Here is a 22,208-nt window from a genome sequence, read left to right as displayed (position 1 = left end):
GGGTACCCGACCCGCCCCTGGGCGAGTCGGGAAGGGAGACCGTTTGTCAGTGGTCGATTTTTTCCAGCAGCACTTCTTCTAGTTGGGAAACTGCAAACTCCTGGCTCTCGGCATCGGCGCGACCTTTGTATTCCACCACCCCTTTTTCCAGACCGCGATCACCAACAACGATGCGGTGCGGGATACCTACCAGCTCGACATCGGCCAGCATAGCGCCAAGGCGTGCCTTAGGTTCATCCATCAACAGTACATCGATGCCTTTGTTGCGCAGGGATTCGTACAGATGCTCGCATTTCTCACGCACCACGTCACTCTTGTGCATATTGATGGGTACAATTGCCAGTTGGAAGGGAGCGATGGCGTCCGGCCAGATAATGCCAGAGTCGTCGTGGTTCTGTTCAATTGCAGCAGCGACGATACGGGAGACACCAATACCGTAGCAGCCCATTGGCATGACCTGTTCCTTGCCATTTTCGTCGAGCACTGTGGCATTCATAGCGCGGCTGTATTTATCGCCGAGTTGGAAAATATGGCCGACCTCGATGCCGCGCTTGATTTCCACGGTTCCCTGTCCGTCCGGGCTGGTATCGCCAGCAACCACATTACGCAGGTCGGCAACACGGCCGAGCTCTACATCGCGGCCCCAGTTCACACCGGTATAGTGGTAATCGTTGCGGTTAGCACCACAGATGAAATCTGCCAAGTGTGCGGCTGATCTATCCACAATCGTCTCGATCTTTATGCCTACCGGACCTAGAGAGCCGATACTACAGCCCAGTTCGTCAGCGATACGTTGTTCCGGTGCGAACTCTAGCGGGCTTGCGATGCCGGCCAGCTTTTCCGCTTTTAGCTCATTCAGCTCGTGGTCGCCGCGGAGGACTAGCGCGATCAGGGGTGCGGTTTCCCCTTCTTCACACTCGCCCAGCACAATCAGGGTTTTCACTGAATGGGCGGGGTCGCTCTTCAGGAACTCACTGACATCGGCGATAGTTTTCTGCCCTGGGGTGTGCACTTCCTGCATTTCCTGGCTCGGTGCGGCGCGCTCACCGGCAGGCGCTACAGCTTCAGCCAGCTCTACGTTGGCGGCGTAACGGGATTCTGTGGAGAAGGCGATATCATCTTCACCACTTTGTGCGAGGACGTGGAACTCGTGGGAACTGGAACCGCCGATGGAGCCGGTGTCCGCCAGTACTGGGCGGTAATCCAAGTCGATACGATCAAAGATGCGGCAGTAGGCTCCGTGCATAATGTCGTAAGTTTCCTGCAGGGAGTCCGCATCGACATGGAAGGAGTAGGCGTCCTTCATGGTGAATTCGCGCGCGCGCATCACACCGAAGCGGGGGCGGATTTCGTCACGGAATTTAGTCTGTACCTGGTAAAAGCTGGCCGGAAGCTGCTTGTAGCTTTTGATCTCGTTGCGGATCAAATCGGTGATCACTTCCTCATGGGTCGGACCCAGGCAGAAGTCGTTGTCGTGGCGATCGGTGATGCGCAGCAGTTCCGGGCCATACTGCTGCCAGCGACCGGACTCCTCCCACAGTTCCGCAGGCTGCACGACCGGCATCAGTACTTCCAGGGCGCCGGCACGGTCCATTTCTTCACGAACGATGCGTTCCACCTTGCGCAGGACACGCAATCCGGTGGGCAACCAGGTGTAGAGGCCGGAGGAAAGGCGGCGGATCATGCCCGCGCGCAGCATCAGCTGGTGGCTGATTACTACCGCGTCGTTGGGGGTTTCTTTTTGGGTTGCGATAAGGTAACGGGATACGCGCATAAGAATAAACTGGGTTCAATTATCTGTAAGCTGGTTATTTTACGCTATTCACCGAGCAATAAATATTGCCGAGTACCCCGCCTTTTGAGGGGTTTGTGATTGCCTTGATCACTCAGGAAGTAGTGGGCTGAGGTTTGCAATTCGCTCCCCAGAATAGTGGGGAGTAGTGTTTATGTATGATCTAGCTTGGTGGATGGAGGCAATAAAAAACCCCGCTGAAGCGGGGTTTGTGCTGAGGCTCTGGAGAGTGCTTAGGACTCTGCCATTTCCTTCAGCTTCTTCAGTGGGCGAACTTTCACCTGGATACTGGCCGGCTTGGCCTTAAAGGTGGTCTCTTCACCGGTGAAGGGGTTGATGCCCTTGCGAGCCTTCTTGGCCGGCTTCTTTACAGTGGTAATTTTCAGCAGGCCTGGCAAGGCGAACTCACCAACTGCACGCTTCTTGATGTGCCCCTCAATGATATCGTTCAGTTCGTCCAGGACAGACTGAACCTGTTTGCGGGAGAGTTCGGTGTTTTCAGCAATTTGGTTCAGGACCTGGGTCTTGGTGTACTTTTCCTTGATCGCTTTTACTTTCTTAACTGGTGCAGCTTTCTTTGCTGGAGCCTTTTTGGTAGCAGCTTTTTTGGTAACAGCCATGGCTTACTTCCTTCTTTGTTGTTCGGTATGTGTCCGGTAAAAGTGTGTTTTGTCTCCCGCTGCGCTGCATCCAAAAAACGGCGATCTCAGCGGGTGATGGAGGGAAGTATATATAGTTTTTGTTTGGCCGCACGAGGAAATACTAGAAAAATAGTGCTTTTTCACCATTTTTTAGCTTTTTTGTGCCCCCCAAACCCCTCTCGCTAGAGCAGATGGAGGGGGCAGCTTCTTCCCTATAGGGGGCTCATGTATACTCTGTCCCCCTTTTTACAGCACCAGGTACTGAGCAATGCCGATCTATGAATACCAGTGCAATGCCTGTGGCCATGAGATGGAGGCCCTGCAGCGCATGAGCGACGACCCGCTCAAAGACTGTCCAGCCTGTGAGCAGGCCGAGCTGCGCAAGAAAATTTCCGCAGTTGGATTCCGCCTGAAAGGTGGCGGCTGGTACGAGACCGATTTCAAGACCGGTAACAAGAAAAACCTGTCCGGCGATGCGGCAAACAGCGGCAAGGCCAAGGACGACAAGCCTGCCAAAGCGGGGGCGAAGACGGCCTAGGCCCGCTGTGCGGAGCGGTCCGTGCAGTGTACTCTCTTACTTAACCTTTTTACCTATTGATAACGGGAATTTTCATCCATGCGCAGCGACTACTGTGGCGTCCTTCGTTCCGCGGACATAGACCGTGTAGTAACCCTCTGTGGCTGGGTTGATCGCCGTCGCGATCACGGCGGTGTGATCTTCATCGACCTGCGCGACCGCGAGGGTATTGTTCAAGTGGTATTCGACCCCGATGCCGCCGAGCACTTCGAAATGGCCGATCGCGTGCGCAGTGAATATGTGCTCAAGGTTACCGGCCGCGTGCGCGCCCGCGCGCCTGAAGCGCTGAATCCAAATATGGTGACTGGCGAGGTAGAGGTTTACGGTACCGAACTGGAAATCCTTAATGGCGCTGAGACTGTGCCATTCCAACTGGATGAGCATACCGAAGTTGGCGAGGACGTACGTCTTAAGTATCGCTACCTGGACTTGCGCCGCAACGAGATGCAGAACAATCTGCGTTTCCGCTCCAAGCTGACTACTGAGATTCGAAACTACTTGGATGAACACGGTTTCCTGGATATTGAGACTCCAATTCTGACCCGTGCCACCCCAGAGGGAGCGCGTGATTACCTGGTGCCGAGCCGCACCCATGAGGGGAAGTTTTTTGCTCTGCCGCAGTCGCCCCAGCTATTTAAGCAGCTATTAATGGTGTCCGGTTTCGACCGTTACTACCAGATTGCTAAATGCTTTCGCGATGAGGACCTGCGCGCCGACCGCCAGCCGGAATTTACCCAAATCGATATTGAGACTTCCTTCCTCGATGAGGAAGAGATTATGTCCATTACCGAGGGCATGGTGCGGAAATTGTTCAAAGAGCTGAAAGGTATTGAGCTGGGTGAGTTCCCGCGTATGACTCACTACCAAGCGATGCTGCGTTACGGTTCAGACAAGCCTGACCTGCGTATCCCGCTGGAAATGGTGGAAATTAAGGACTTGATGACCGAGGTGGACTTCAAGGTATTCTCTGGTCCCGCCAACGATCCCAAAGGACGTGTGGCAGCAATCAAGGTGCCTGGAGGTTGTAAAAAACTTACCCGCAAACAACTTGATGACTACGGCAAGTTTGTCGGCATATACGGTGCCAAAGGCCTGGCTTACATCAAGGTCAACGATCGTTCTGATCTGGAGAATGGTCTTCAGTCACCGATCGTTAAATTCCTACCGATCGAAACCCGTGCGGCGATTCTCGACCGCCTGCAAGCGGAAGATGACGACGTCATTTTCTTTGGTTCCGACAAGGCCAAAATTGTTTCCGAGGCGTTGGGTGCGCTGCGTTGCAAGCTGGGTGAGGACCTGGATTTGTACACTTCCGAATGGGCGCCCCTGTGGGTGGTGGCCTTCCCGATGTTCGAAGAGAATGATGACGGCAGCCTTACCGCATTGCACCACCCTTTCACTGCGCCTTCCTGCGCCCCGGAAGAGCTTGAGCAACACCCACTCGACGCCCTGTCCCGTGCCTACGATATGGTGCTAAATGGTACCGAGCTGGGCGGTGGTTCAGTGCGTATCCACGATCAGGTAATGCAGCAAGCGGTATTCCGCATTCTCGGTATCGATGAAGAAGAGCAGCGTGAGAAGTTTGGCTTCCTGTTGGACGCGCTCAAGTATGGAGCTCCGCCCCATGGTGGCCTCGCGTTTGGCCTGGATCGCTTGGTGATGCTGATGACCGGTACCGATTCGATCCGTGATGTCATTGCCTTCCCCAAAACCCAGAGTGCGGCCTGTGTAATGACAGATGCCCCAGGTACTGTGGATGCCAAGCAGTTGCGTGAACTGAGTATCCGCTTGCGTCAAAAAGAAGAGAAAATCAGCTGATTTTTCCCCGATGGGCCGAGCGAAGCGGGCCCATCCAATCGTAGTGGTGGGCAGTTCGCTTCGCATGTTGGCCCACCCTATGCACTGACTGAAGAGAGACGGAATATGGCCGGACATAGTAAATGGGCCAATATCAAACACCGCAAAGCAGCTCAGGATGCCAAGCGGGGCAAGGTCTTCACCAAGATCATTCGCGAGCTGACGGTGGCCGCAAAAGCGGGCCCTAACCCTGACGATAACCCGACATTGCGCGCCACTATCGATAAGGCTCTCGGCGCCAATATGAAGCGCGACACCATCGATAAGGCCATCGCCCGAGGCGCTGGTAATGCCGAAGGTGACAACTACGAAGCGGTAGTTTACGAAGGCTATGGAGTAGGTGGAGTAGCAGTGCTGGTAGAGTGCCTGACCGACAACCGCAACCGTACCGTGGCAGAAGTGCGTCACGCTTTCTCCAAGCGTGGTGGCAACCTGGGCACTGATGGCTCTGTGAGCTACCTGTTCGCGCGCAAGGGACAGATGTATTACGACGTTGGTGTCGACGAAGATGCGCTGATGGAGGCCGCGCTTGAGGCCGGTGCCGAGGATATCGAGACCAATGATGACGGCAGTGTTGAGGTCACGACTGAATTTCAGGATTATCTGACGGTAAAGGATGCTCTGATTGAGGCTGGCTTTACCCCGGACAATGCTGAAATTGCCATGATACCTTCCACCACTGTGCCGCTCGACAAGGACGGTGCAGAGAAAGTATTGGCCCTGATCGAGATGTTGGAAGATCTCGATGATGTCCAAAATGTGTACACTAATGCGGATATTCCCGTCGAGGTGATGGAGGAGTTGGGCTAAATCCCGCTTATCCAGGGGCGGATGCTGTCCGCCCCATACTTCCCGGCCCTCGCGTTATTCGTTTAGCTTTCCTTGCCCCCTCCCTTGACGCCCTTTGCCGGCCTTGGGACACTCCCACCACTATATAAACATACAGATATTTTGGGGAGTTACCTTTTGACCCGAATCCTGGGTATTGACCCCGGCTCGCGCAAAACGGGCTATGGAATTATCGATGTGGAGCGGGGCAAGTCTCGCTATGTCGCCAGCGGAGTTATTCGTATACCGGAAGGCCCTCTGCCTGAGCGCTTAAAGCTCATCTTCGACGCGGTGAGCCAGATTGCCCAACAGTACCAGCCTGCGCAGATGGCGATTGAAAGCGTTTTTATGTCCAAAAGTGCGGGCTCTGCTCTGAAGTTGGGGCAGGCCCGCGGTGCGGCCATAGTGGCCGGTGCTAATAGCGGCCTCAACGTTGCCGAATACGAAGCGCGAAAAGTCAAGCAGGCGGTGGTAGGTAATGGCGGCGCGGATAAGTTACAAGTACAGCATATGGTCAAGACGCTGCTGTCGTTACCCGCGGCGCCCCAGGAGGATGCCGCGGATGCACTTGCGGTGGCGTTGTGTCATATGCATACCGAGCAGACCCTGGTATTTACTGCAGGTGGTGCGCGCAGTCGTTTCCGTCGTGGACGCCTTAGTTTATAAGTCACGCATTGGAATTGGCCCCTCTAGCGGGCACAGATATAACAAACCTGGAATGACACATGATTGGAAGACTGAGCGGCAACTTGGCTGCGGTGCAGCCACCTTTATTACTCGTGGATGTGCAGGGTGTTGGCTATGAAGTGCTCGCACCTATGACCACTATTTTTGAGCTGCCGGCGTTGGGCCAACCGGTTCAGTTGCATACGCATCTGGCAGTTTCCGAAACTGCCCAGCAGTTGTATGGCTTTATACGCGATGCCGATCGCAAACTGTTTCGCACTTTAATCAAAGTGAGTGGCGTGGGCCCCAAGATGGCCCTGGCTATTCTCTCGGGCCTGGACGGTGCCGCTCTGGCGCGCTGTGTAGCAGAGGATAATGTGGCGGCTCTGGTCAAGGTACCTGGCGTGGGTAAGAAGACTGCCGAACGCCTGATTATAGAACTGCGTGACAAGCTGACTCCGGATTTTGGCGATGCTAACGACATCCCGTTAATGGCCGCAGCTGTTGTGCCCAAAGTGGATCACACTGGCGAGGCAGAGAGTGCCCTGGTAGCTCTGGGTTATAAGTCGACCGAGGCCAGCAAAATGGTGTCCCGCGCTGTTAAAGAGCAGCCGGATGCCGATAGTGCTGCCCTGATTCGCTTGGCCCTGAAGGGGATGGCTCCCGCTTAAAGAGCCCTGGCATACTTTGGAAAATTGAAATGATTGAAGTAGATCGTCTGGTAGCGCCGGAGCCGGTGGGGCCCTCAGGCCAGGAGGAGCAATACGACCGCGCCGTGCGCCCCAAGTCCCTGAATGATTATGTGGGCCAGCCTGTGGTGCGAGAGCAGATGGAGATTTTTATCCAGGCTGCCAAGCTGCGTAAAGAAGCTCTGGACCATACCCTGGTATTTGGCCCTCCTGGTTTGGGCAAAACTACCCTGGCCAATATTATTGCCGCGGAGATGGGGGTGGCGATCAAGACCACCTCAGGCCCCGTACTGGAGAAGGCAGGGGACCTTGCTGCATTGATGACCAATCTTGAGCAGGGGGACGTGTTGTTTATCGACGAAATCCACCGCCTCAGTCCACACGTGGAGGAGGTTCTATATCCGGCGATGGAGGATTATCAGCTGGATATCATGATTGGCGAGGGGCCGGCGGCGCGTTCTATCAAGCTGGATCTGCCGCCCTTTACCCTGGTGGGTGCTACCACTCGGGCAGGCCTGCTCACCTCCCCATTGCGGGATCGTTTCGGCATAGTGCAGCGCCTGGAATTCTACAACGTTACAGATCTCACCAGCATTGTGCGCCGCTCGGCGGGACTGATGGGCGTGGACATGGATGAGGGCGGAGCTCTGGAAGTGGCGCGTCGTGCCCGCGGCACTCCGCGAATTGCCAATCGTCTTCTACGCCGAGTGCGTGATTACGCAGAGGTTAAAGCTGATGGCTCAGTAGACTCAGCCATTGCCGATGCCGCCTTAAATATGCTCAACGTGGACGCCCGCGGTTTCGATCAGCTCGACCGCCGCATGCTGCTGGCCATGATTGAGAAATTTGATGGAGGCCCTGTGGGAGTAGATAGTTTGGCGGCGGCGGTGAGCGAGGAGCGAGATACCCTGGAGGATGTGCTCGAGCCCTACCTGATCCAGCAGGGCTATATGGCCCGCACGCCCCGCGGGCGGGTGGTTACCGGGCTCGCCTATGAGCATTTCGGACTGCCCAAGCCAGATAATAAAAATTGATATTAAGAGACTGCCGACTCGGGACGAGAGAAAAACAGTGAATAAGGGGGAGGAGTGAAGGAAGTATTTGGCATTCCCGTGCGTGTCTATATCGAGGATACAGATGCGGGCGGTATCGTTTATTACGTGAATTATTTTAAGTATATGGAGCGGGCGCGCACAGAACTGTTGCGCTCCCTCGGTTATGATAAGCCGGCGATGCCAGAACAGGGGCTGCTACTGGTGGTGCACTCCGCCGAGATTCAGTACCGGCGCTCCGCCATACTCGATGATGCATTGCGCGCTACTGCGACGATAGGCAAACTGGGCCGCGCCGCGGTGACCTTCGAGCAAAAAATCTGGCGCGGCAATGAGCTAATTTGCGAAGGTGTGGTCAAAGTTGCCTGTGTCGCTGACGACAGCCGCAGGCCATGTGCCCTGCCGGAACCCATTTATTCAGCATTAAAGGCAGTTATTTAAGAAGATGAACGCCGGTGAACAACTTTCTCTTTGGGGGCTAATTCAGAACGCCAGCCTGTTGGTGCAGCTCGTCATGCTGTTGCTGTTACTGGCCTCGGTGGTCTCCTGGATCATGATTATCCAGCGCGGGCTCTACCTATCCCAGGCCAAGCGCTCCCTGAACAATTTCGAACGGCGTTTCTGGTCTGGAGCAGACCTAAATAAGTTATTCCGCGAGGGTAATGAGCGCGCCGAGAAGGGTAAAACCGATGGCGTCGAATCTTTGTTTCGTGCGGGTTTTACTGAATTTACCCGTCTGCGCCAGCAGGGCAGCAGCGGCCCCGAAGCGGTAATGGAAGGCACTGAGCGCGCTATGCGCGTGGCCATGTCGCGGGAGCAGGAGAAGGTAGAGATGAACCTGCCGTTCCTGGCTACGGTCGGGTCTGTCAGCCCCTATATTGGTCTGTTTGGCACCGTTTGGGGGATAATGAACTCCTTCCGCGGTCTCGCGACGATGCACCAGGCCACTATTGCCACTGTGGCTCCCGGTATCAGCGAAGCGTTGGTGGCTACAGCGATGGGCCTGTTTGCGGCAATCCCCGCAGTGATGGCCTACAACCGCTATTCGGCCAAGGCGGAGTGGCTGTTGTCCAGTTACGAAACCTTTGCCGAGGAGTTTTCTTCTATCCTGCACCGCAAAGTGCACTCCGGTTGAGTAGTGAGTAGGCGAACCCTATGAGTGTGTTTCGCAAGGGAACCAAAAAGAAGCTGGTATCTGAGATCAATGTGGTGCCATACATTGATGTGATGTTGGTACTCCTAATTGTCTTTATGGTCACGGCACCATTACTGATGCAAGGGGTCAAAGTCGACCTGCCCAACGCGCCCTCGGCGCCGATGGAGGAGACTGATGAGGAGCCGCTGATCGTGTCAGTGCGTGCTGATGGCTCCTACTACCTGAATTTGGGGACCGACGAAAAAGAGGCTAAGTCCCTTGTAGAGATCAAGGAGACCGTGGGCAAGGTGTTGCGCCAAAAGCCAAAAACACCTGTGCTGGTGTGGGGTGATACCGATGCCAGGTACGGCCTGATCGTCAATGCCATGTCCGAGCTGCAACAGGCGGGAGCGCCCAGCGTCGGCTTGGTGACAGAGCCACCGCAGGGGTAGGGTGCCGGTGAATAAAGGCTTTTATGCGCTGGCGATTGCGATCAGTCTCTTGTTACACGGGGCGCTGATTACTGCCATTACTTATGGTTGGGAAGCCAGCAGCATGCCTGAGCGCAAAGCTATGCCGAAGTTTGTGCAGGCCAAGCTGGTGACTATTGACGCGGCAACGCCGCAGAAGAAACTGCCGAAGAAGGTGGATAAGGTCCAGCAGCGTGCTCAGCGCGAGGCAGAGCAGAAGCGCCAGGCTGAAGTCGAACGCAAACGCCGCGCTGCCCTAGAGCGCAAAAAAAAGCTCGAGGCGGAAAAGAAGCGCAAGGCCAAAGCCGAGGCTGAACGTAAAGCTAAAGAAGAGAAGACGCGTCGCGAGAAAGAGCGCAAAGAGAAAGAGCGTAAAGAGAAAGCGTTGAAGGAGCAGCTGGCCAAGGAGCGCCAAAGTTCCTTTGACGAAGCGCTGGAGGAAGAGCAGGAACTACTGGATGCGAATGAAGGGCAGCAGGCGGTAATGTCTGTGGCCCAAGCCATTCAGCAGCGCATAGAATCTGTGTGGAGTCGTCCACCGAGCGCGCGTAACGGTATGCTGACCAGGGTGAAGATTAACTTTGTCCCCACTGGTCGAGTCGTGGCAGCGAATATCGTCGATGGCAGTGGCAATGCCGCCCTGGATCGCTCGGTATTGACCGCAATTCGTCGAGTGGAGGTTTTTCCCGAAGTCGCCGAACTGGCCAGGGAAGAGCCAATCATATTCGAGCGGGAAGTCCGCACCACTATTTTGAACTTTAAAGTCGAAGATCTGCGCCAATGATCAAGAGTTTACTGAAAACAGTCGTCATTATTGCCATCGTATCGGTGAGCCTAGGGGCCCGTGCCCAACTGGTGGTAGATATCACCAGCGGTATTGATGACCCTACCCCCATTGCGATATCTCCTTTTAGCTGGTCCGGTAGCGGCGTGCTGAAAGAGGATGTCTCCGGGATTATTTCCGCAGACCTGCGCCGCAGTGGTCTGTTCTCTCCGGTGCCCAAGGAAGACATGCTGTCTTTCCCCAAGACTCCGGAAGATGTGGTGTTCCGGGACTGGCGTATTCTCGGTACAGAATACATAGTGACTGGCCGAATTGAGCCCCAGGCTTCCGGTTACCTGCTCACCTTTGACCTGGTGAATATCTTCGGCCAGCACAAGATGTTCACCAAGCAGGTGCGCGGCGGCCAGACCCAACTGCGAGATATTGCGCACCGCGCTGCAGATGAGATCTTCGAAGCCGTAACTGGTATTCGCGGTGCTTTCTCTACTGAAATGGTGTACGTGCAGGAAGAGACCCGCGGCGGCAAGCCGAGTTACCTACTCATGCGCTCTGATATCGACGGTGCCCGCGCCAAGCAGGTTCGCCGCTTTAGTGCGCCGGTGATGTCTCCCATGTGGTCGCCCAACGGCCAGGAGCTGGCTTATGTTTCCTTCGAGACCGGTCGCCCGGCAATCTTCCGTGAGAATTTGCGCACCGGTGCGCGCAAGCAACTGACAAACTTCAAGGGCATCAACAGCTCGCCGACCTGGTCTCCTGATGGAACCAAGTTGGCGATGGTGCTCTCCAAGGACGGCAACCCGGAGATCTACGTGCTGGATCTGGTGAGCGGCAAGTTCACTCGTATGACCAGACACTTCTCCATCGATACCGAGCCAAACTGGATGCCCGATGGTAAATCGTTGGTTTTCACATCCGATAGGGGAGGAAAACCACAAATTTACCAATTGACTCTTGCCACTGGTCAAGTCGACCGCTTAACCTTCGATGGCGACTACAATGCGCGGCCGCGTGTTTCTCCTGACGGGAAGACGTTGGTCATGGTACATCGTAACCGGGGAACCTTTACCATCGCCACGATGGATATTAATTCGGGCAGAATGCGTGTCCTTACGGAGACCACACTGGACGAATCCCCCAGCATTGCACCGAATGGCGCAATGCTGATGTATGCAACCAAGCGCGGAGACAAGGGCATTCTGGCTGCGGTATCGCTGGACGCCGGGGTGAAGTACAACCTGCCCTCCCAGAGGGGTGATGTCCGGGAACCGGCATGGTCGCCATACTTTGATTGAGGCGGGGGCCCAGCGCGCTGATGCGTAGGGTGTTTAAAAGATCAATTTAAAAAATCTTTCAGGATTTTCGATAACACTAAAAGCGGAGTAATTTATGTTGAAATCAGTTAAAACAGGTCTTGGACTGGCCTGTGTTTTGGCCGTAATGGCTGGTTGTAGCAGCACTGACAGTGAGCAGAGTGGCCAGGAAGTCGTAAGCCAGCCAGATATCGAAGCACCGGTTGATACTAATGTCGTAGATGATGGCGATGCTATTGCCCCTCTGGAAAACGTAGTTTACTTCGACTTCGACCAGTCCCTGCTGAAGCCGGAAACTCGCGAGCTGCTGATTCGCCACGCCGACCGTATGCGCACTGCCAGCGGCTCCGTACGCCTGGAAGGCCATGCTGATGAGCTGGGCACCCGCGAGTACAACCTAGCTCTGGGTGAGCGTCGCGCGAATGCCGTTCGCGACTTTTTGGTACTGCAAGGTGTAGATGCAGCTACTCTGGAAGTGATCAGCTACGGTGAAGAGCGTCCGGCTCAAATGGGCTCAAACGAAGCTGCCCGTGCGATGAACCGTCGCGTTGTTATTAACTAATCGTCAAAATGGATGCCAATGGCTTTTACGATTAGAAATCTGGCGATTGCCGCAGCAGTAATGGCTGCGGCATCGCCCGCACTCTCCCAGGCTCCGATTGTGGACCTGTCTGCCAGCAGTCAGGAACAATCGACCTCTCCTAGTGGCAATGACTCTGCTGAAATGCAGCTTGCCCGTGCTGGAAGCCTCAAGGCCCAAACTAATCCCCAGGCCGAAGCCTACTACCAAATGCAGGTTCTGCAGCAGGAAGTGCGTGAATTACGCGGTACGGTTGAGGAATTGCGCCACGAGATCAAGCGCCTCAAGCAGCAGCGCACCGAGGATTACATGGACCTGGATCGGCGTATTGCGCGCTTGAGCGGTACTGAGCCATCGGCACAGCCGCCCACCACTGCCGAAGGGAGCGCCTCCACCCAAGATGGGAACTCTATGCCTCCCAAGCCCACTGGGCCGAAAGATGGCAAGAGTGAGCGGGATCGCTACCAAGCAAGCTTTGGTTTGGCCCGCAACGGCGATTACGGTGGTGCCAGTGCTGAATTCAAAAGTTTGCTGCAAGACTTTCCCAATGGCCAGTACGCCCCCAATGCCAACTACTGGCTGGGTGAGATCGCGCTAGTGCAGGGGAATCTGGAAGAGGCCCGCGAGTGGTTTGTGGCGCTGCTTGACGGTTACCCCAACTCCAACAAGGTTTGGGACGGCCGCTATAAGCTGGGTACGGTTTACCACCAGCTTGGTGATCAGCAGAAAGCCCGCAATCTGCTTGAGCAGGTGGCTGCCAGCGATGCCAGGGCATCGAACCTAGCGAAGAAGTATCTTCAGGAGAACTTCTAGTAACGGATAGCTGCTATCGGCTCGACAGCATCGCTGGTTTTTTGAGCAGAAAAAGCCTATGATCCCGCGCCCGGACAGCATGTGCTTTCCGGGCGTTTTTGTGTCGGGTGTATATGTCCAGTCTGTCTAAACAATCACTCAGAATTAGTGAAATTTTCTACTCGCTCCAGGGGGAGGCGAGAGATAGCGGCCTACCAACGGTATTTGTGCGCCTAACCGGCTGCCCGCTCCGCTGTACCTATTGCGACTCCGAGTATGCTTTTTATGGCGGCGAACGCATGTCCCTGGAGCAGATTTTACAGCAGGTGAAAAGCCATCCAGCGCGTCACGTTTGTGTGACCGGCGGAGAGCCCCTGGCCCAGCCCAACTGCCTGCCCTTATTGGAAGCTCTATGTGATGCAGACTATTCGGTATCCCTGGAGACCAGTGGCGCAATGCTCGTGGATCAGGTGGACCCGCGCGTCTCAAGGGTTGTGGACCTGAAAACACCGGCATCCGGTGAGAAACACCGCAACCGTATGGAAAATATACGAGCACTCACTCGGAATGACCAAATCAAGTTTGTGATTTGCGACCGGGGTGATTACGAGTGGGCCAGGTTTACTCTGGACCAATACAGCCTGCCGGAGCGGGTGGGGGAGGTACTTTTTTCACCCAGCTATGAACAGCTCCAGGCGCGACAATTGGCAGAGTGGATATTGGCAGATGGTCTGCCGGTACGGTTGCAGATGCAGATGCACAAGCTGTTGTGGGGAGATATTCCGGGAGTTTAACTTCCATTCCGGTCTCTTACTCGGTGTATTTGGATTGATGAGGAATTGATGACTGCAAAGAAAGCGGTAATTTTGCTATCCGGTGGCCTGGATTCCGCCACTGTTCTCGCTATGGCGCGTGCCGATGGTTACGAATGCTATGCACTCGGGTTTGACTATGGCCAGCGCCATGAGGCGGAATTGTTGGCAGCGGACCGGGTTGCTGAGGCCCAGGGGGCCCGCGAGCACAAAGTGGTCAAGTTGGATTTGCGTGCTATTGGTGGCTCCGCCCTAACAGATGACTCCATTGAGGTACCTGTGGAGGAGACTTCTGGCATTCCTGTTACCTATGTGCCTGCGCGCAATACGGTCTTTCTCTCTATCGCCTTGGGGTGGGCTGAGGTTCTGGGAGCCCAGGATATCTTTGTCGGGGTCAATGCAGTGGACTATTCAGGCTACCCCGATTGTCGCCCGGAATATATCGAAGCCTATGAAAAAATGGCTAACCTGGCCACACGTGCCGGTGTTGAGGGGCACAAGCTCTCGATACGCGCGCCGCTAATGCAGATGAGCAAAGCGGATATCGTGCGTGAAGGCACGCGCCTTGGGGTCGACTACAGTTTGACGGTATCCTGTTACCAGGCGCGCCCGGATGGTGCTGCCTGTAGACGCTGTGACAGTTGCTGCCTGCGTGCGGCGGGATTTGCCGAAGCGGGCCTCGAAGACCCCACAGTCTACGTACAGTAAACGGCGCCTGGCGCCAACTTTTAAAGAAAATACCTAACCCCTTAAATTTGTTGGATTTTTTTTCGGGTTAGGTATTGTCTTTTGGGAATAGATCCGTAAGATACGCAGCTCCTCACGATGAGGGATAGAAAAGGGTCGTTAGCTCAGTTGGTAGAGCAGTTGGCTTTTAACCAATTGGTCGCTGGTTCGAATCCAGCACGACCCACCATTTTCGATAAGGGATGCCGAAGGCAATCCGCCAGCTTTCACTATTCTGAGTGAGAGCCTCCTGAGTTGGGCCTATACCAAGTTCGCCCAACCGTAAAAAGGGTCGTTAGCTCAGTTGGTAGAGCAGTTGGCTTTTAACCAATTGGTCGCTGGTTCGAATCCAGCACGACCCACCATATTCTCTCTAATCTTTTTTCACGCCTCAGCTAGATACTGCTGCTCGCCCCGGTGCTTGTTATTTAAGCCTGTTAGTACTGAAACCCAATATATTTGTCGCTTCCATAAAGAGCCCAAATCGTTTTACTAGTTTTTGGGACATAGATATGGGGATGGCATTTCTGCAGTAATTTTTATACCTAAACTTTGAATTCTAACTTAAGGGGGTGTTGGTGGGAGTGTGAACAGTTTTAACATAGGAATTTAATTGTTGAGTAAGTCTGCGGCCCTATTCCCAAGGAAGAGGCAAGAGGTTAGCCCTGGAGACTCAATACCGAAGAATGCGATTATCTTTGGTCCAGAGCTTTCGCTCCTGTGGAAAATCTTAAAGTCACCCGCTGGTGCCCCCTCTGGTACTACTTTGGGGCGAATACCCGCGTAATCTGGCTGTAAGGCCCCTTTGGCTAAGTCAGGCCAATAGCGGCGAATACTCTGATAAAAGTTTTCTTTGCGAGTGGAATCAACGCTGTAGTCGATATTGTCCACCCACTCTACGTCGGGCCCAAAACGGGCATAGCCTTCCATATCCAGTGTTAAATGTATTCCTAACCCTCCTGGCTCGGGCAGAGGGTAAATCAGGTGGGAGAAGGGTGGCTTGTGTGACAGGGTAAAGTAATTTCCCTTGGCTAAATATAATGCTGGGACCGCCTTGCGGATCGACTCATCGTTTATGCTGGAGAGAAGTTGGTTGCTGTGAAGCCCTCCGGCAATTGCCAATCGGGAGGTCTTGAGTCTATCGCCGTTCTCCATAGTCAGTTGATAGCCATCGCCGGAGTATTTCAGGCTTGCCACCTTTGTCGACAGGACCACTAGGCCTCCCTCGCGCTCCAGGGCCCCCTGTAGTGCTAGCAGTAGAGCATGGCTATCAAAGATACCAGTTGTCGGTGAATAAAGGGCTGCGTGGCAATTCAGTTTTGGCTCGAACGTCCTGGCTTCCCGCGCATTCAGTAGGCGCAACGCTCCCGCTCCGTTTGTATCGCCATGAGTTTTCAGTGCTTTTAACTGAGGGAGCTGATCTTCGCTGTTGGCGACAACTAATTTGCCTATGCGTTTGTAGGGAACAGCGTGCTCCCGGCAAAATTTATAGAGTTGGGCTTTACCTTCTACACAAGCGCGGGCCTTCAGGCTGCCGGTGGGGTAGTAGATGCCCGCATGGATCACCTCACTACTACGGGAGCTGATTTCTGTTCCAATAGCGGAATGTTGCTCCAGCACCAGCACCTCGCGGCCGGTACGGGCGAGGGCATAGCCACTGGCCAACCCCAAGGCCCCGGCGCCAACCACGATTGTGTCTGCTCTTTCCATAGGTCTCCTTGTTAGGGCTTCCAATTACCCCTGTCAGCTGTGCAAGTTCAACTCCTGGCTATTGGGGCTGTCTGATAGGATGGTAACCCCAGTCGAGGTTACCAAAACGCTATGCAGGCGCTGCAATGCGTTATAATGCGCGCTTTTCGCTAGTGGTGGTAGTTAGCATGACCCAAAAGTCCGTTGCCGCAGAAACGGTAGATTCCCGCTCACTGGTGCAGGCGCACTTGGCGGAGCCGGTTGTGTCTCAGTACAGTGAAGAGGAATTGCAAGGCTGGCGCGAGCGTATTAAGCGCCTGCTGAAAGAGCAGAACGCCGTTTTGGTGGCTCATTATTATACTGATCCGCTGATCCAGGCTCTGGCCGAAGAAACTGGTGGTTGTGTATCTGACTCCCTGGAAATGGCCCGCTTTGGTGCCAGGCATTCCGCTGACACCTTAGTGGTAGCCGGCGTGAAGTTTATGGGGGAAACTGCCAAGATTTTGACCCCGAATAAGCGCGTGTTGATGCCTACCCTGGAGGCCACATGCTCCCTGGATCTGGGTTGCCCTCCCGAAGAGTTTTCTGAATTTTGTGACCAGCACTCGGATCGTACTGTGGTCGTTTATGCAAATACTTCCGCTGCGGTCAAGGCTCGTGCTGACTGGGTGGTGACTTCCAGTATCGCATTGGATGTAGTAGACCACCTGGATGCTCAGGGTGAGAAAATCCTGTGGGCACCGGATAAGCATCTGGGTGGCTATGTTGAGCGTGAAACTGGTGCCGATGTGCTGCTCTGGGATGGGTCCTGCATTGTGCATGAGGAATTCAAAGCGAAAGGGGTGGAAGACCTGAAATCCCTCTACCCGGATGCGATGGTATTGGTGCATCCGGAATCCCCCGCGTCGGTAGTTGCATTGGCGGATGTGGTGGGTTCAACTTCACAGATTATCAATGCCGCGAAAACACGCCCTGAGAAGCGCTTTATTGTCGCTACTGACCAGGGCATCTTCTACAAAATGCAGCAGGAGTGTCCGGATAAAGAGTTGATTGTTGCGCCTACTGCCGGTGCCGGTGCCACTTGCCGCAGTTGTGCAAATTGCCCCTGGATGGCGATGAACTCCCTGGAAAACCTGTGCGGGGTTCTGGGACGCGGCGATAATGAAATCTTTGTGGATGAGGAGCTGGGGCGCAAGGCGATGATCCCGCTGCAACGCATGCTGGACTTTCGCAAGGGGTAATTAATGCCCTTGGATTGAAGCAGCATAAGATACAAAAAGAGCGGCCGATGGCCGCTCTTTTTGTACTGTTAAAGCTCCTTGGCTTTCTCCTGCATCTTGATGACATCCTTCAGGCGCTGTTCAAGAATGGCATTAGTCTGGTAATCATTTTTGGTCATGCGAATGCCATGACGTAGGTGTTGCAGGGCTTTATCGAAGACGCCGTTGAGAATGTAGTACTCCGCACGGGCCTCGTGCACCCCGACAATGTCGCCGGCGAGGCCATGGGTTTCTGCGAGCAGGTACCATACGGAAGGGTCTTTCTTGCGCACTCGGCTGTATTTTGCCAGTAGTCGCTCGGCGGCGAGATAGTTACCAGCTTTAAAGTGGGCGTTGGCGAGGCCCATGATCAAGGCGTGATCGCCGGGATTGCGGTCGAGCGCGTACTGTAGACGCTTGGTAGCGCTAGAGTAGTCACTGCGCACCAAATCGATATCGGCCCGCGCCAGTATAAAGGCGGCTTTAGAGGGCTCTTTGTCCAATAGTGGCTGTAGGGTTTCCAGGGCGGTATCCGGCCGACCGGCGGCAATTTGTGCCAGGGCCAGACCGTAGCGGGCGGCATCCTCATTGTCATTGATACCGTTCAGCTCTGCTTGGAAGCGCTTTACCGCTTGCTGGGGGGTTGGTTCGCTGGCCAGGCGGATGCGGGCGCGCATCAAATGGTAGTCGCGGCTATCAGTGGGGGCTACGTCTTCCATGCGCTGAGCGCGCAGCTTGGCATCGGCAATACGCTTTTCCGTTACCGGGTGGGTGAGCAGGAACTCCGGTGGCCGGCGATAGTAGCGGGTGGCCTTGAGCATTTGCTCGAACATCTCTCCAGCGGCGTCTGGGTCGCGCCCGGATTTGGCTAGGGTTTCGATACCCACCCGATCCGCTTCCTGCTCGTTTTTACGGCTAAAGCGTAACTGGCTGTCCAGGGCTGCGGCCTGGGTGGCTGTCATGGCGGCGATGCCTGCTTCGCCACCAGCGGTGGCGGCGAGCACTAGCGCACCGAGCATGCCAGCCAGGGTAGGGATAGTACTGTTGCGCTGGGCTTCTAGTGAGCGAGCGTAGTGACGCTGGCTGAGGTGGCCCAGCTCATGGGCAACCACTGAAGCGAACTGATCTTCACTTTTTGCGAATAAGAACAGGCCCGTATGGACCCCCATGATGCCACCGGGCACCGCGAATGCGTTCATGGTTTCATTGCTCACCACAACCACATCAATATTCTTATCCTCCAGCGGGCTGTACTCGGCGAGCTCCTTTACGGTTCTCTCGACATATTGCTGCAGCAGTGCATCGGAGGAGGTTTTGACTTGGCTACGGAATATACGCAGCCACATCTGCCCGAGTTCTTTCTCTCGCTGGCGGGAAACCACTCCACTGGTGCTGTCGCCCAGTTCTGGTAGTCGGATTTCCTCACTGTCTGCCGTGGCGGCGATGGGAGTAGTCCCGAGTAGCAGGCCGACCCCCAGCGCCTTCAAACCAGTGCAGAATCGCTGCAGTAGAGGCGCCTTGTTACAGGGGGGAGGCAGGGTATTGTGAGAATCAGTCATCTTGATTACTGCTCGGTCTGTCCGTGAAGGATCTATAGTCCAACTCTATACGCAACCCCGTTGAACTGTCGAGGGTTGGACCAAGTGGAGCATATATGGTTCAGCATTGCGCCATTGAGAGGGTTAAAAAGGGTAAAGCATTGGCGGTATCTGGCGCGCAATACGCGCTATAATCCGCGGCAATTTAAAGCTTGTGACTGAGTAGCCGATGGCCTTTACCCCCACCGAAATAGTGCGAGAGCAAGCCATTCCAGACTGGGATGCAGCGGTGACGGTGGATGCGCGAAGTTTGCCGTGCCCCCAACCCCTGCTGGCCATGCGCCGCGCCCTGAGCGAATATGAGGCGGGGACCCTCTTGTGTGTGATGGCAACGGATGAGGGATCCTGGCGGGACTTTCACAGCTTTGCCGGTCTCAGTGGCAGGCCCTTGCTACGTGCTGAGCGGCGTAATAATACTTTTCTATATTGGCTGTACGCTGGCAGATGAATAACCAATCCCGTGAATCTATGTTGTCGATTGTTAAAGGCTGGGTAAACCGCTACTTCAGCCAGGAAGAGGTGGTGCTGCTAGTACTGCTTCTCACCGTCGCTTTGGTGGTACTGGCCACGCTCGGAGTAGTGTTAGCGCCTGTGCTCACAGCTTTGGTGATCGCCTTTTTAATGCAGGGCATGGTGCAGAAATTGAAGTCCTGGCGGGTGCCTCACTGGATGGCAGTGACCTTGGCCTGCCTGGTACTTGTGGGCGCCATAGTGGCTCTGTTGTTTGTGGTGTTGCCCATTATCTGGCGCCAGTTGGTGCGGTTGGGGGCGGAATTGCCAAACATGGTGCAGCGCGGTCAGGAGCTATTGCTGCTGCTGCCCGAGCGGTATCCACGCCTGATTTCCGCAGCGCAGATTGATGAGATTTTCGACTTGCTTGGCAGTGAACTGGGCGGTATCGGGCAGACCCTGCTGGCTTTCTCACTAACCAACTTGCCGATTTTTGCCGGTCTGCTGATTTACGTAGTGGTAGTTCCTATCCTGGTGTTTTTCTTCCTGAAGGACTCTGACCAGCTAATTCGCTGGTGTACTTCTTTCCTGCCGAGAGAGCGCCCGATGATGCACCAGATCTGGCATGAGATGAACGACCAGGTGGCGAATTATGTGCGCGGCAAGGTGGTGGAAATCGGCATAGTGGCGGCGGTCAGTTACGCTGCCTTCCTGTTATTGGGCGTGAACTATGCCCTGCTGCTGGCCGTGGCAGTGGGCTTCAGTGTGCTGATCCCCTATATCGGTGCCGCGGTGGTGACTATCCCGGTGGCTGCTATCGGCCTGTTCCAGTGGGGTTGGAGCAATGAGTTTTTTTACCTGATAATGACCTACGGCATTATCCAGCTGCTCGATGGCAATGTGCTGGTACCGCTGCTTTTTTCTGAGGCGGTCAACCTTCATCCGGTAGCAATTATCCTGGCAGTTTTGTTTTTTGGCGGCATCTGGGGATTCTGGGGGGTCTTCTTTGCTATCCCGCTGGCAACATTACTCAAGGCCATAATGAGTGCTTGGCCCACCAGTGAGCACCAGGCCGAGTGGGAGGCGAGGCGAATATCGGAGTAATTGTCCAATTTGGGCATTTTGTCGATATCTTTTCTTTGTGCGTGGGTCGCGGCATTTGCTAGAATGCCGCGCTTTCTTTTATTTGGTCCCTTCAAATAGGTGAGAGCCCATGAGCCTGGCTGACAAAGTCCTAGCGGTCAATAATGACCTGCCTATCCGCACTGATAAGCCCATACACAGTGGCAAAGTTCGTTCCGTTTACTGGCTGACTGAGGCCGATAGCCGTCGCCTGATCGAGGAAAAAGGCTATCCGGTAGCCCCGGACGCCCCCCTCGCAGTGATGGTAATTTCCGACCGTATCTCTGCCTTCGACTGTATCTGGACCGGTGAGGGTGGCATGCGCGGTGTGCCCGGCAAGGGTGCGGCGTTGAACGCGATTTCCAACCACTGGTTTAAACTGTTCAAGGAGCAGGGCCTGGCCGACAGCCATATCCTGGATATCCCGCATCCGCTTGTATGGATCGTACAGAAGGCGCGTCCGGTAATGATCGAAGCGATCGCTCGTCAGTACATTACCGGCTCCATGTGGCGCTCCTACCAGAAGGGCGAGCGCGAGTTCTGCGGAATTGAAATCCCCGACGGTCTGAAAAAAGACCAGAAGCTACCAGAGCTGCTGATCACTCCCTCCACCAAAGGTATTCTCAAGGGCATTCCCGGTGTGCCGGAAGCGGACGATGTAAATATCACCCGCAAGAATATTGAGGACAATGTCGAGGCATTTAACTTCCACAATGCGGGCGATATCGATCTGTATGAAAAGCTGCTGAAAGAGGGCTTCGATGTAATTTCTGCAGAGCTGGAAAAACTTGACCAGATCTTTGTCGACACCAAGTTTGAGTTCGGTTACGTCACCGATGCCAACGGTGATGAGAAGCTGATCTACATGGATGAAGTGGGCACCCCGGATTCCTCCCGCATCTGGGACGGCGAACAATACCGGGCTGGCAAGGTTGTGGAAAACTCCAAAGAGGGTTTCCGTCAGGCCTTGCTAAACCACTTCTCGGATTCCGATATCCTGCTGAACAAAGACCGTATGGATGAGCGTCTGGCCCTGGCTCGTGACAACGAGTTGCCAGAATCCATGCTGATGGATCTCTCCGCCACCTATGTGGGTATTGCCGAGAAAATTACTGGCAAGAAACTGGAAATTTCAGATAATCCCAAGGCGGAGCTTCTCGAAGTTCTGCGCAAGGATTATGGCCTGGTTGATTGATCTGGCCAGAATTAAAAAAACCGGCGCTTGCGCCGGTTTTTTATGCCTGATGATTTTTGATTTTCATGGGTTGGGTCGTACCGATAAAGAAAAAGTTATAAAACCTATATCTGTATCCAAAAGAGAGAGCTGGTACGCATGCCGTCAAAATTATTTCAACAGCCTGCTAGCAGTGCTTCCATAA

The 22,208-nt window shown here is 54.6% G+C and carries 24 protein-coding genes and 2 tRNA genes; 22 read left to right on the top strand and 4 right to left on the bottom strand.

Annotated features, from left to right (window positions below; all coding sequences use genetic code 11):
- Nucleotides 1–46 precede the first annotated feature (46 nt).
- The gene (locus ACCI49_RS10255) at nucleotides 47–1,774 is read right to left on the bottom strand and encodes a proline--tRNA ligase (RefSeq protein WP_371838868.1); all 1,728 of its coding nucleotides are present in this window, start codon (nucleotides 1,772–1,774) and stop codon (nucleotides 47–49) included.
- A gap of 251 nt (nucleotides 1,775–2,025) precedes the next feature.
- Nucleotides 2,026–2,412: an HU family DNA-binding protein gene (locus ACCI49_RS10250; protein ID WP_371838867.1), complete on the bottom strand. Its 387-nt coding sequence runs from the start codon at nucleotides 2,410–2,412 to the stop codon at nucleotides 2,026–2,028.
- A 289-nt stretch (nucleotides 2,413–2,701) separates the two neighbouring features.
- Here ACCI49_RS10250 and ACCI49_RS10245 point away from each other — a divergent pair, with 289 nt between their 5' ends.
- The 17 genes from ACCI49_RS10245 to ACCI49_RS10165 all read left to right on the top strand — a co-directional run bounded on the left by ACCI49_RS10245 (nucleotide 2,702) and on the right by ACCI49_RS10165 (nucleotide 15,076).
- On the top strand, nucleotides 2,702–2,971 hold the full coding sequence (locus ACCI49_RS10245) for an FmdB family zinc ribbon protein (protein WP_371838866.1): 270 nt from the start codon (nucleotides 2,702–2,704) through the stop codon (nucleotides 2,969–2,971).
- A 78-nt stretch (nucleotides 2,972–3,049) separates the two neighbouring features.
- Entirely contained in the window at nucleotides 3,050–4,828 is a 1,779-nt protein-coding gene (aspS, locus tag ACCI49_RS10240; RefSeq protein ID WP_371838865.1) for an aspartate--tRNA ligase, read from the top strand.
- A 105-nt stretch (nucleotides 4,829–4,933) separates the two neighbouring features.
- Entirely contained in the window at nucleotides 4,934–5,677 is a 744-nt protein-coding gene (locus tag ACCI49_RS10235; protein ID WP_371838864.1) for a YebC/PmpR family DNA-binding transcriptional regulator, read from the top strand.
- Between the two features lie 156 nt (nucleotides 5,678–5,833).
- Complete coding sequence (ruvC, locus tag ACCI49_RS10230) at nucleotides 5,834–6,361, top strand: crossover junction endodeoxyribonuclease RuvC (RefSeq protein ID WP_371838863.1); 528 nt, start codon at nucleotides 5,834–5,836, stop codon at nucleotides 6,359–6,361.
- A gap of 59 nt (nucleotides 6,362–6,420) precedes the next feature.
- Entirely contained in the window at nucleotides 6,421–7,032 is a 612-nt protein-coding gene (gene ruvA / locus ACCI49_RS10225; RefSeq protein ID WP_371838862.1) for a Holliday junction branch migration protein RuvA, read from the top strand.
- A 29-nt stretch (nucleotides 7,033–7,061) separates the two neighbouring features.
- Nucleotides 7,062–8,084 (top strand): Holliday junction branch migration DNA helicase RuvB, encoded by a 1,023-nt coding sequence (gene ruvB / locus ACCI49_RS10220; protein WP_371838861.1) that lies wholly within the window; start codon nucleotides 7,062–7,064, stop codon nucleotides 8,082–8,084.
- Nucleotides 8,085–8,138: 54 nt separating this feature from the next.
- Nucleotides 8,139–8,543 carry a tol-pal system-associated acyl-CoA thioesterase gene (gene ybgC, locus ACCI49_RS10215; protein ID WP_371838860.1) on the top strand — a complete coding sequence of 135 codons (405 nt, stop codon included), beginning with the start codon at nucleotides 8,139–8,141 and terminating at the stop codon, nucleotides 8,541–8,543.
- Nucleotides 8,544–8,547: 4 nt separating this feature from the next.
- Nucleotides 8,548–9,237 carry a protein TolQ gene (tolQ, locus tag ACCI49_RS10210; RefSeq protein ID WP_371838859.1) on the top strand — a complete coding sequence of 230 codons (690 nt, stop codon included), beginning with the start codon at nucleotides 8,548–8,550 and terminating at the stop codon, nucleotides 9,235–9,237.
- Between the two features lie 20 nt (nucleotides 9,238–9,257).
- Nucleotides 9,258–9,689 (top strand): protein TolR, encoded by a 432-nt coding sequence (gene tolR, locus ACCI49_RS10205; RefSeq protein ID WP_371838858.1) that lies wholly within the window; start codon nucleotides 9,258–9,260, stop codon nucleotides 9,687–9,689.
- A 7-nt stretch (nucleotides 9,690–9,696) separates the two neighbouring features.
- Complete coding sequence (gene tolA / locus ACCI49_RS10200; protein WP_371838857.1) at nucleotides 9,697–10,491, top strand: cell envelope integrity protein TolA; 795 nt, start codon at nucleotides 9,697–9,699, stop codon at nucleotides 10,489–10,491.
- On the top strand, nucleotides 10,488–11,783 hold the full coding sequence (tolB, locus tag ACCI49_RS10195) for a Tol-Pal system beta propeller repeat protein TolB (protein ID WP_371838856.1): 1,296 nt from the start codon (nucleotides 10,488–10,490) through the stop codon (nucleotides 11,781–11,783). The genes tolA and tolB overlap by 4 nt, the downstream gene beginning before the upstream one ends.
- A 94-nt stretch (nucleotides 11,784–11,877) precedes the next feature.
- Complete coding sequence (locus ACCI49_RS10190; protein WP_371838855.1) at nucleotides 11,878–12,363, top strand: OmpA family protein; 486 nt, start codon at nucleotides 11,878–11,880, stop codon at nucleotides 12,361–12,363.
- Nucleotides 12,364–12,381: 18 nt separating this feature from the next.
- Complete coding sequence (gene ybgF / locus ACCI49_RS10185) at nucleotides 12,382–13,194, top strand: tol-pal system protein YbgF (protein WP_371838854.1); 813 nt, start codon at nucleotides 12,382–12,384, stop codon at nucleotides 13,192–13,194.
- A 113-nt stretch (nucleotides 13,195–13,307) separates the two neighbouring features.
- Nucleotides 13,308–13,967 (top strand): 7-carboxy-7-deazaguanine synthase QueE, encoded by a 660-nt coding sequence (gene queE, locus ACCI49_RS10180; RefSeq protein WP_371838853.1) that lies wholly within the window; start codon nucleotides 13,308–13,310, stop codon nucleotides 13,965–13,967.
- Between the two features lie 48 nt (nucleotides 13,968–14,015).
- A complete protein-coding gene (gene queC, locus ACCI49_RS10175) occupies nucleotides 14,016–14,693 on the top strand; it encodes a 7-cyano-7-deazaguanine synthase QueC (RefSeq protein ID WP_371838852.1) in 678 nt (225 codons plus the stop codon).
- A gap of 132 nt (nucleotides 14,694–14,825) precedes the next feature.
- Nucleotides 14,826–14,901: transfer RNA gene (locus ACCI49_RS10170), tRNA-Lys, on the top strand.
- 99 nt (nucleotides 14,902–15,000) lie between these two features.
- A tRNA-Lys gene (locus ACCI49_RS10165) sits at nucleotides 15,001–15,076 on the top strand.
- Nucleotides 15,077–15,320: 244 nt separating this feature from the next.
- Here the strand turns inward: ACCI49_RS10165 and ACCI49_RS10160 are convergent.
- Nucleotides 15,321–16,421 carry an NAD(P)/FAD-dependent oxidoreductase gene (locus tag ACCI49_RS10160; RefSeq protein WP_371838851.1) on the bottom strand — a complete coding sequence of 367 codons (1,101 nt, stop codon included), beginning with the start codon at nucleotides 16,419–16,421 and terminating at the stop codon, nucleotides 15,321–15,323.
- Between the two features lie 167 nt (nucleotides 16,422–16,588).
- Between ACCI49_RS10160 and nadA the strand changes: the two genes are divergently transcribed.
- Nucleotides 16,589–17,641, top strand: coding sequence for a quinolinate synthase NadA (gene nadA, locus ACCI49_RS10155; RefSeq protein WP_371838850.1), 1,053 nt, complete (start codon nucleotides 16,589–16,591; stop codon nucleotides 17,639–17,641).
- Between the two features lie 68 nt (nucleotides 17,642–17,709).
- Here nadA and ACCI49_RS10150 read toward each other — a convergent pair whose 3' ends face one another.
- Nucleotides 17,710–19,218: a M48 family metalloprotease gene (locus ACCI49_RS10150; protein WP_371838849.1), complete on the bottom strand. Its 1,509-nt coding sequence runs from the start codon at nucleotides 19,216–19,218 to the stop codon at nucleotides 17,710–17,712.
- Nucleotides 19,219–19,426: 208 nt separating this feature from the next.
- On the opposite strand from ACCI49_RS10150, the gene ACCI49_RS10145 reads away from it, so the two are divergent.
- The 4 genes from ACCI49_RS10145 (at nucleotide 19,427) to ACCI49_RS10130 (ending at nucleotide 22,208) form a co-directional block, all read left to right on the top strand.
- Nucleotides 19,427–19,705, top strand: coding sequence for a sulfurtransferase TusA family protein (locus tag ACCI49_RS10145; RefSeq protein WP_371838848.1), 279 nt, complete (start codon nucleotides 19,427–19,429; stop codon nucleotides 19,703–19,705).
- Between the two features lie 20 nt (nucleotides 19,706–19,725).
- Entirely contained in the window at nucleotides 19,726–20,811 is a 1,086-nt protein-coding gene (locus tag ACCI49_RS10140; RefSeq protein WP_371838881.1) for an AI-2E family transporter, read from the top strand.
- A 109-nt stretch (nucleotides 20,812–20,920) separates the two neighbouring features.
- On the top strand, nucleotides 20,921–22,024 hold the full coding sequence (locus tag ACCI49_RS10135; RefSeq protein WP_371838847.1) for a phosphoribosylaminoimidazolesuccinocarboxamide synthase: 1,104 nt from the start codon (nucleotides 20,921–20,923) through the stop codon (nucleotides 22,022–22,024).
- On the top strand, nucleotides 22,008–22,208 hold the full coding sequence (locus tag ACCI49_RS10130; RefSeq protein ID WP_371838846.1) for a hypothetical protein: 201 nt from the start codon (nucleotides 22,008–22,010) through the stop codon (nucleotides 22,206–22,208). Before ACCI49_RS10135 ends, ACCI49_RS10130 begins: the two co-directional genes overlap by 17 nt.

It is taken from the genome of Microbulbifer epialgicus, assembly GCF_041447265.1.
GTDB lineage: Bacteria > Pseudomonadota > Gammaproteobacteria > Pseudomonadales > Cellvibrionaceae > Microbulbifer > Microbulbifer epialgicus.
Note: the sequence above shows the minus strand (reverse complement) of the source record. Positions and strands in the feature narration are given on the sequence as shown.

What these genes read in the sequence shown, in the direction of transcription:
- ybgF (WP_371838854.1), top strand. Translation starts at nt 12,382, where the DNA reads ATGGCTTTTACGATTAGAAATCTGGCGATTGCCGCAGCAGTAATGGCT.
- aspS (WP_371838865.1), top strand. Translation starts at nt 3,050, where the DNA reads ATGCGCAGCGACTACTGTGGCGTCCTTCGTTCCGCGGACATAGACCGT.
- ACCI49_RS10235 (WP_371838864.1), top strand. Translation starts at nt 4,934, where the DNA reads ATGGCCGGACATAGTAAATGGGCCAATATCAAACACCGCAAAGCAGCT.
- ACCI49_RS10135 (WP_371838847.1), top strand. Translation starts at nt 20,921, where the DNA reads ATGAGCCTGGCTGACAAAGTCCTAGCGGTCAATAATGACCTGCCTATC.
- ACCI49_RS10140 (WP_371838881.1), top strand. Translation starts at nt 19,726, where the DNA reads ATGTTGTCGATTGTTAAAGGCTGGGTAAACCGCTACTTCAGCCAGGAA.
- ACCI49_RS10130 (WP_371838846.1), top strand. Translation starts at nt 22,008, where the DNA reads ATGGCCTGGTTGATTGATCTGGCCAGAATTAAAAAAACCGGCGCTTGC.
- ACCI49_RS10245 (WP_371838866.1), top strand. Translation starts at nt 2,702, where the DNA reads ATGCCGATCTATGAATACCAGTGCAATGCCTGTGGCCATGAGATGGAG.
- ACCI49_RS10150 (WP_371838849.1), bottom strand. Translation starts at nt 19,218, where the DNA reads ATGACTGATTCTCACAATACCCTGCCTCCCCCCTGTAACAAGGCGCCT.
- ruvA (WP_371838862.1), top strand. Translation starts at nt 6,421, where the DNA reads ATGATTGGAAGACTGAGCGGCAACTTGGCTGCGGTGCAGCCACCTTTA.
- ACCI49_RS10145 (WP_371838848.1), top strand. Translation starts at nt 19,427, where the DNA reads ATGGCCTTTACCCCCACCGAAATAGTGCGAGAGCAAGCCATTCCAGAC.
- ACCI49_RS10190 (WP_371838855.1), top strand. Translation starts at nt 11,878, where the DNA reads ATGTTGAAATCAGTTAAAACAGGTCTTGGACTGGCCTGTGTTTTGGCC.
- tolR (WP_371838858.1), top strand. Translation starts at nt 9,258, where the DNA reads ATGAGTGTGTTTCGCAAGGGAACCAAAAAGAAGCTGGTATCTGAGATC.
- ACCI49_RS10250 (WP_371838867.1), bottom strand. Translation starts at nt 2,412, where the DNA reads ATGGCTGTTACCAAAAAAGCTGCTACCAAAAAGGCTCCAGCAAAGAAA.
- ruvB (WP_371838861.1), top strand. Translation starts at nt 7,062, where the DNA reads ATGATTGAAGTAGATCGTCTGGTAGCGCCGGAGCCGGTGGGGCCCTCA.
- ACCI49_RS10255 (WP_371838868.1), bottom strand. Translation starts at nt 1,774, where the DNA reads ATGCGCGTATCCCGTTACCTTATCGCAACCCAAAAAGAAACCCCCAAC.
- nadA (WP_371838850.1), top strand. Translation starts at nt 16,589, where the DNA reads ATGACCCAAAAGTCCGTTGCCGCAGAAACGGTAGATTCCCGCTCACTG.
- tolQ (WP_371838859.1), top strand. Translation starts at nt 8,548, where the DNA reads ATGAACGCCGGTGAACAACTTTCTCTTTGGGGGCTAATTCAGAACGCC.
- tolB (WP_371838856.1), top strand. Translation starts at nt 10,488, where the DNA reads ATGATCAAGAGTTTACTGAAAACAGTCGTCATTATTGCCATCGTATCG.
- ACCI49_RS10160 (WP_371838851.1), bottom strand. Translation starts at nt 16,421, where the DNA reads ATGGAAAGAGCAGACACAATCGTGGTTGGCGCCGGGGCCTTGGGGTTG.
- queE (WP_371838853.1), top strand. Translation starts at nt 13,308, where the DNA reads ATGTCCAGTCTGTCTAAACAATCACTCAGAATTAGTGAAATTTTCTAC.
- queC (WP_371838852.1), top strand. Translation starts at nt 14,016, where the DNA reads ATGACTGCAAAGAAAGCGGTAATTTTGCTATCCGGTGGCCTGGATTCC.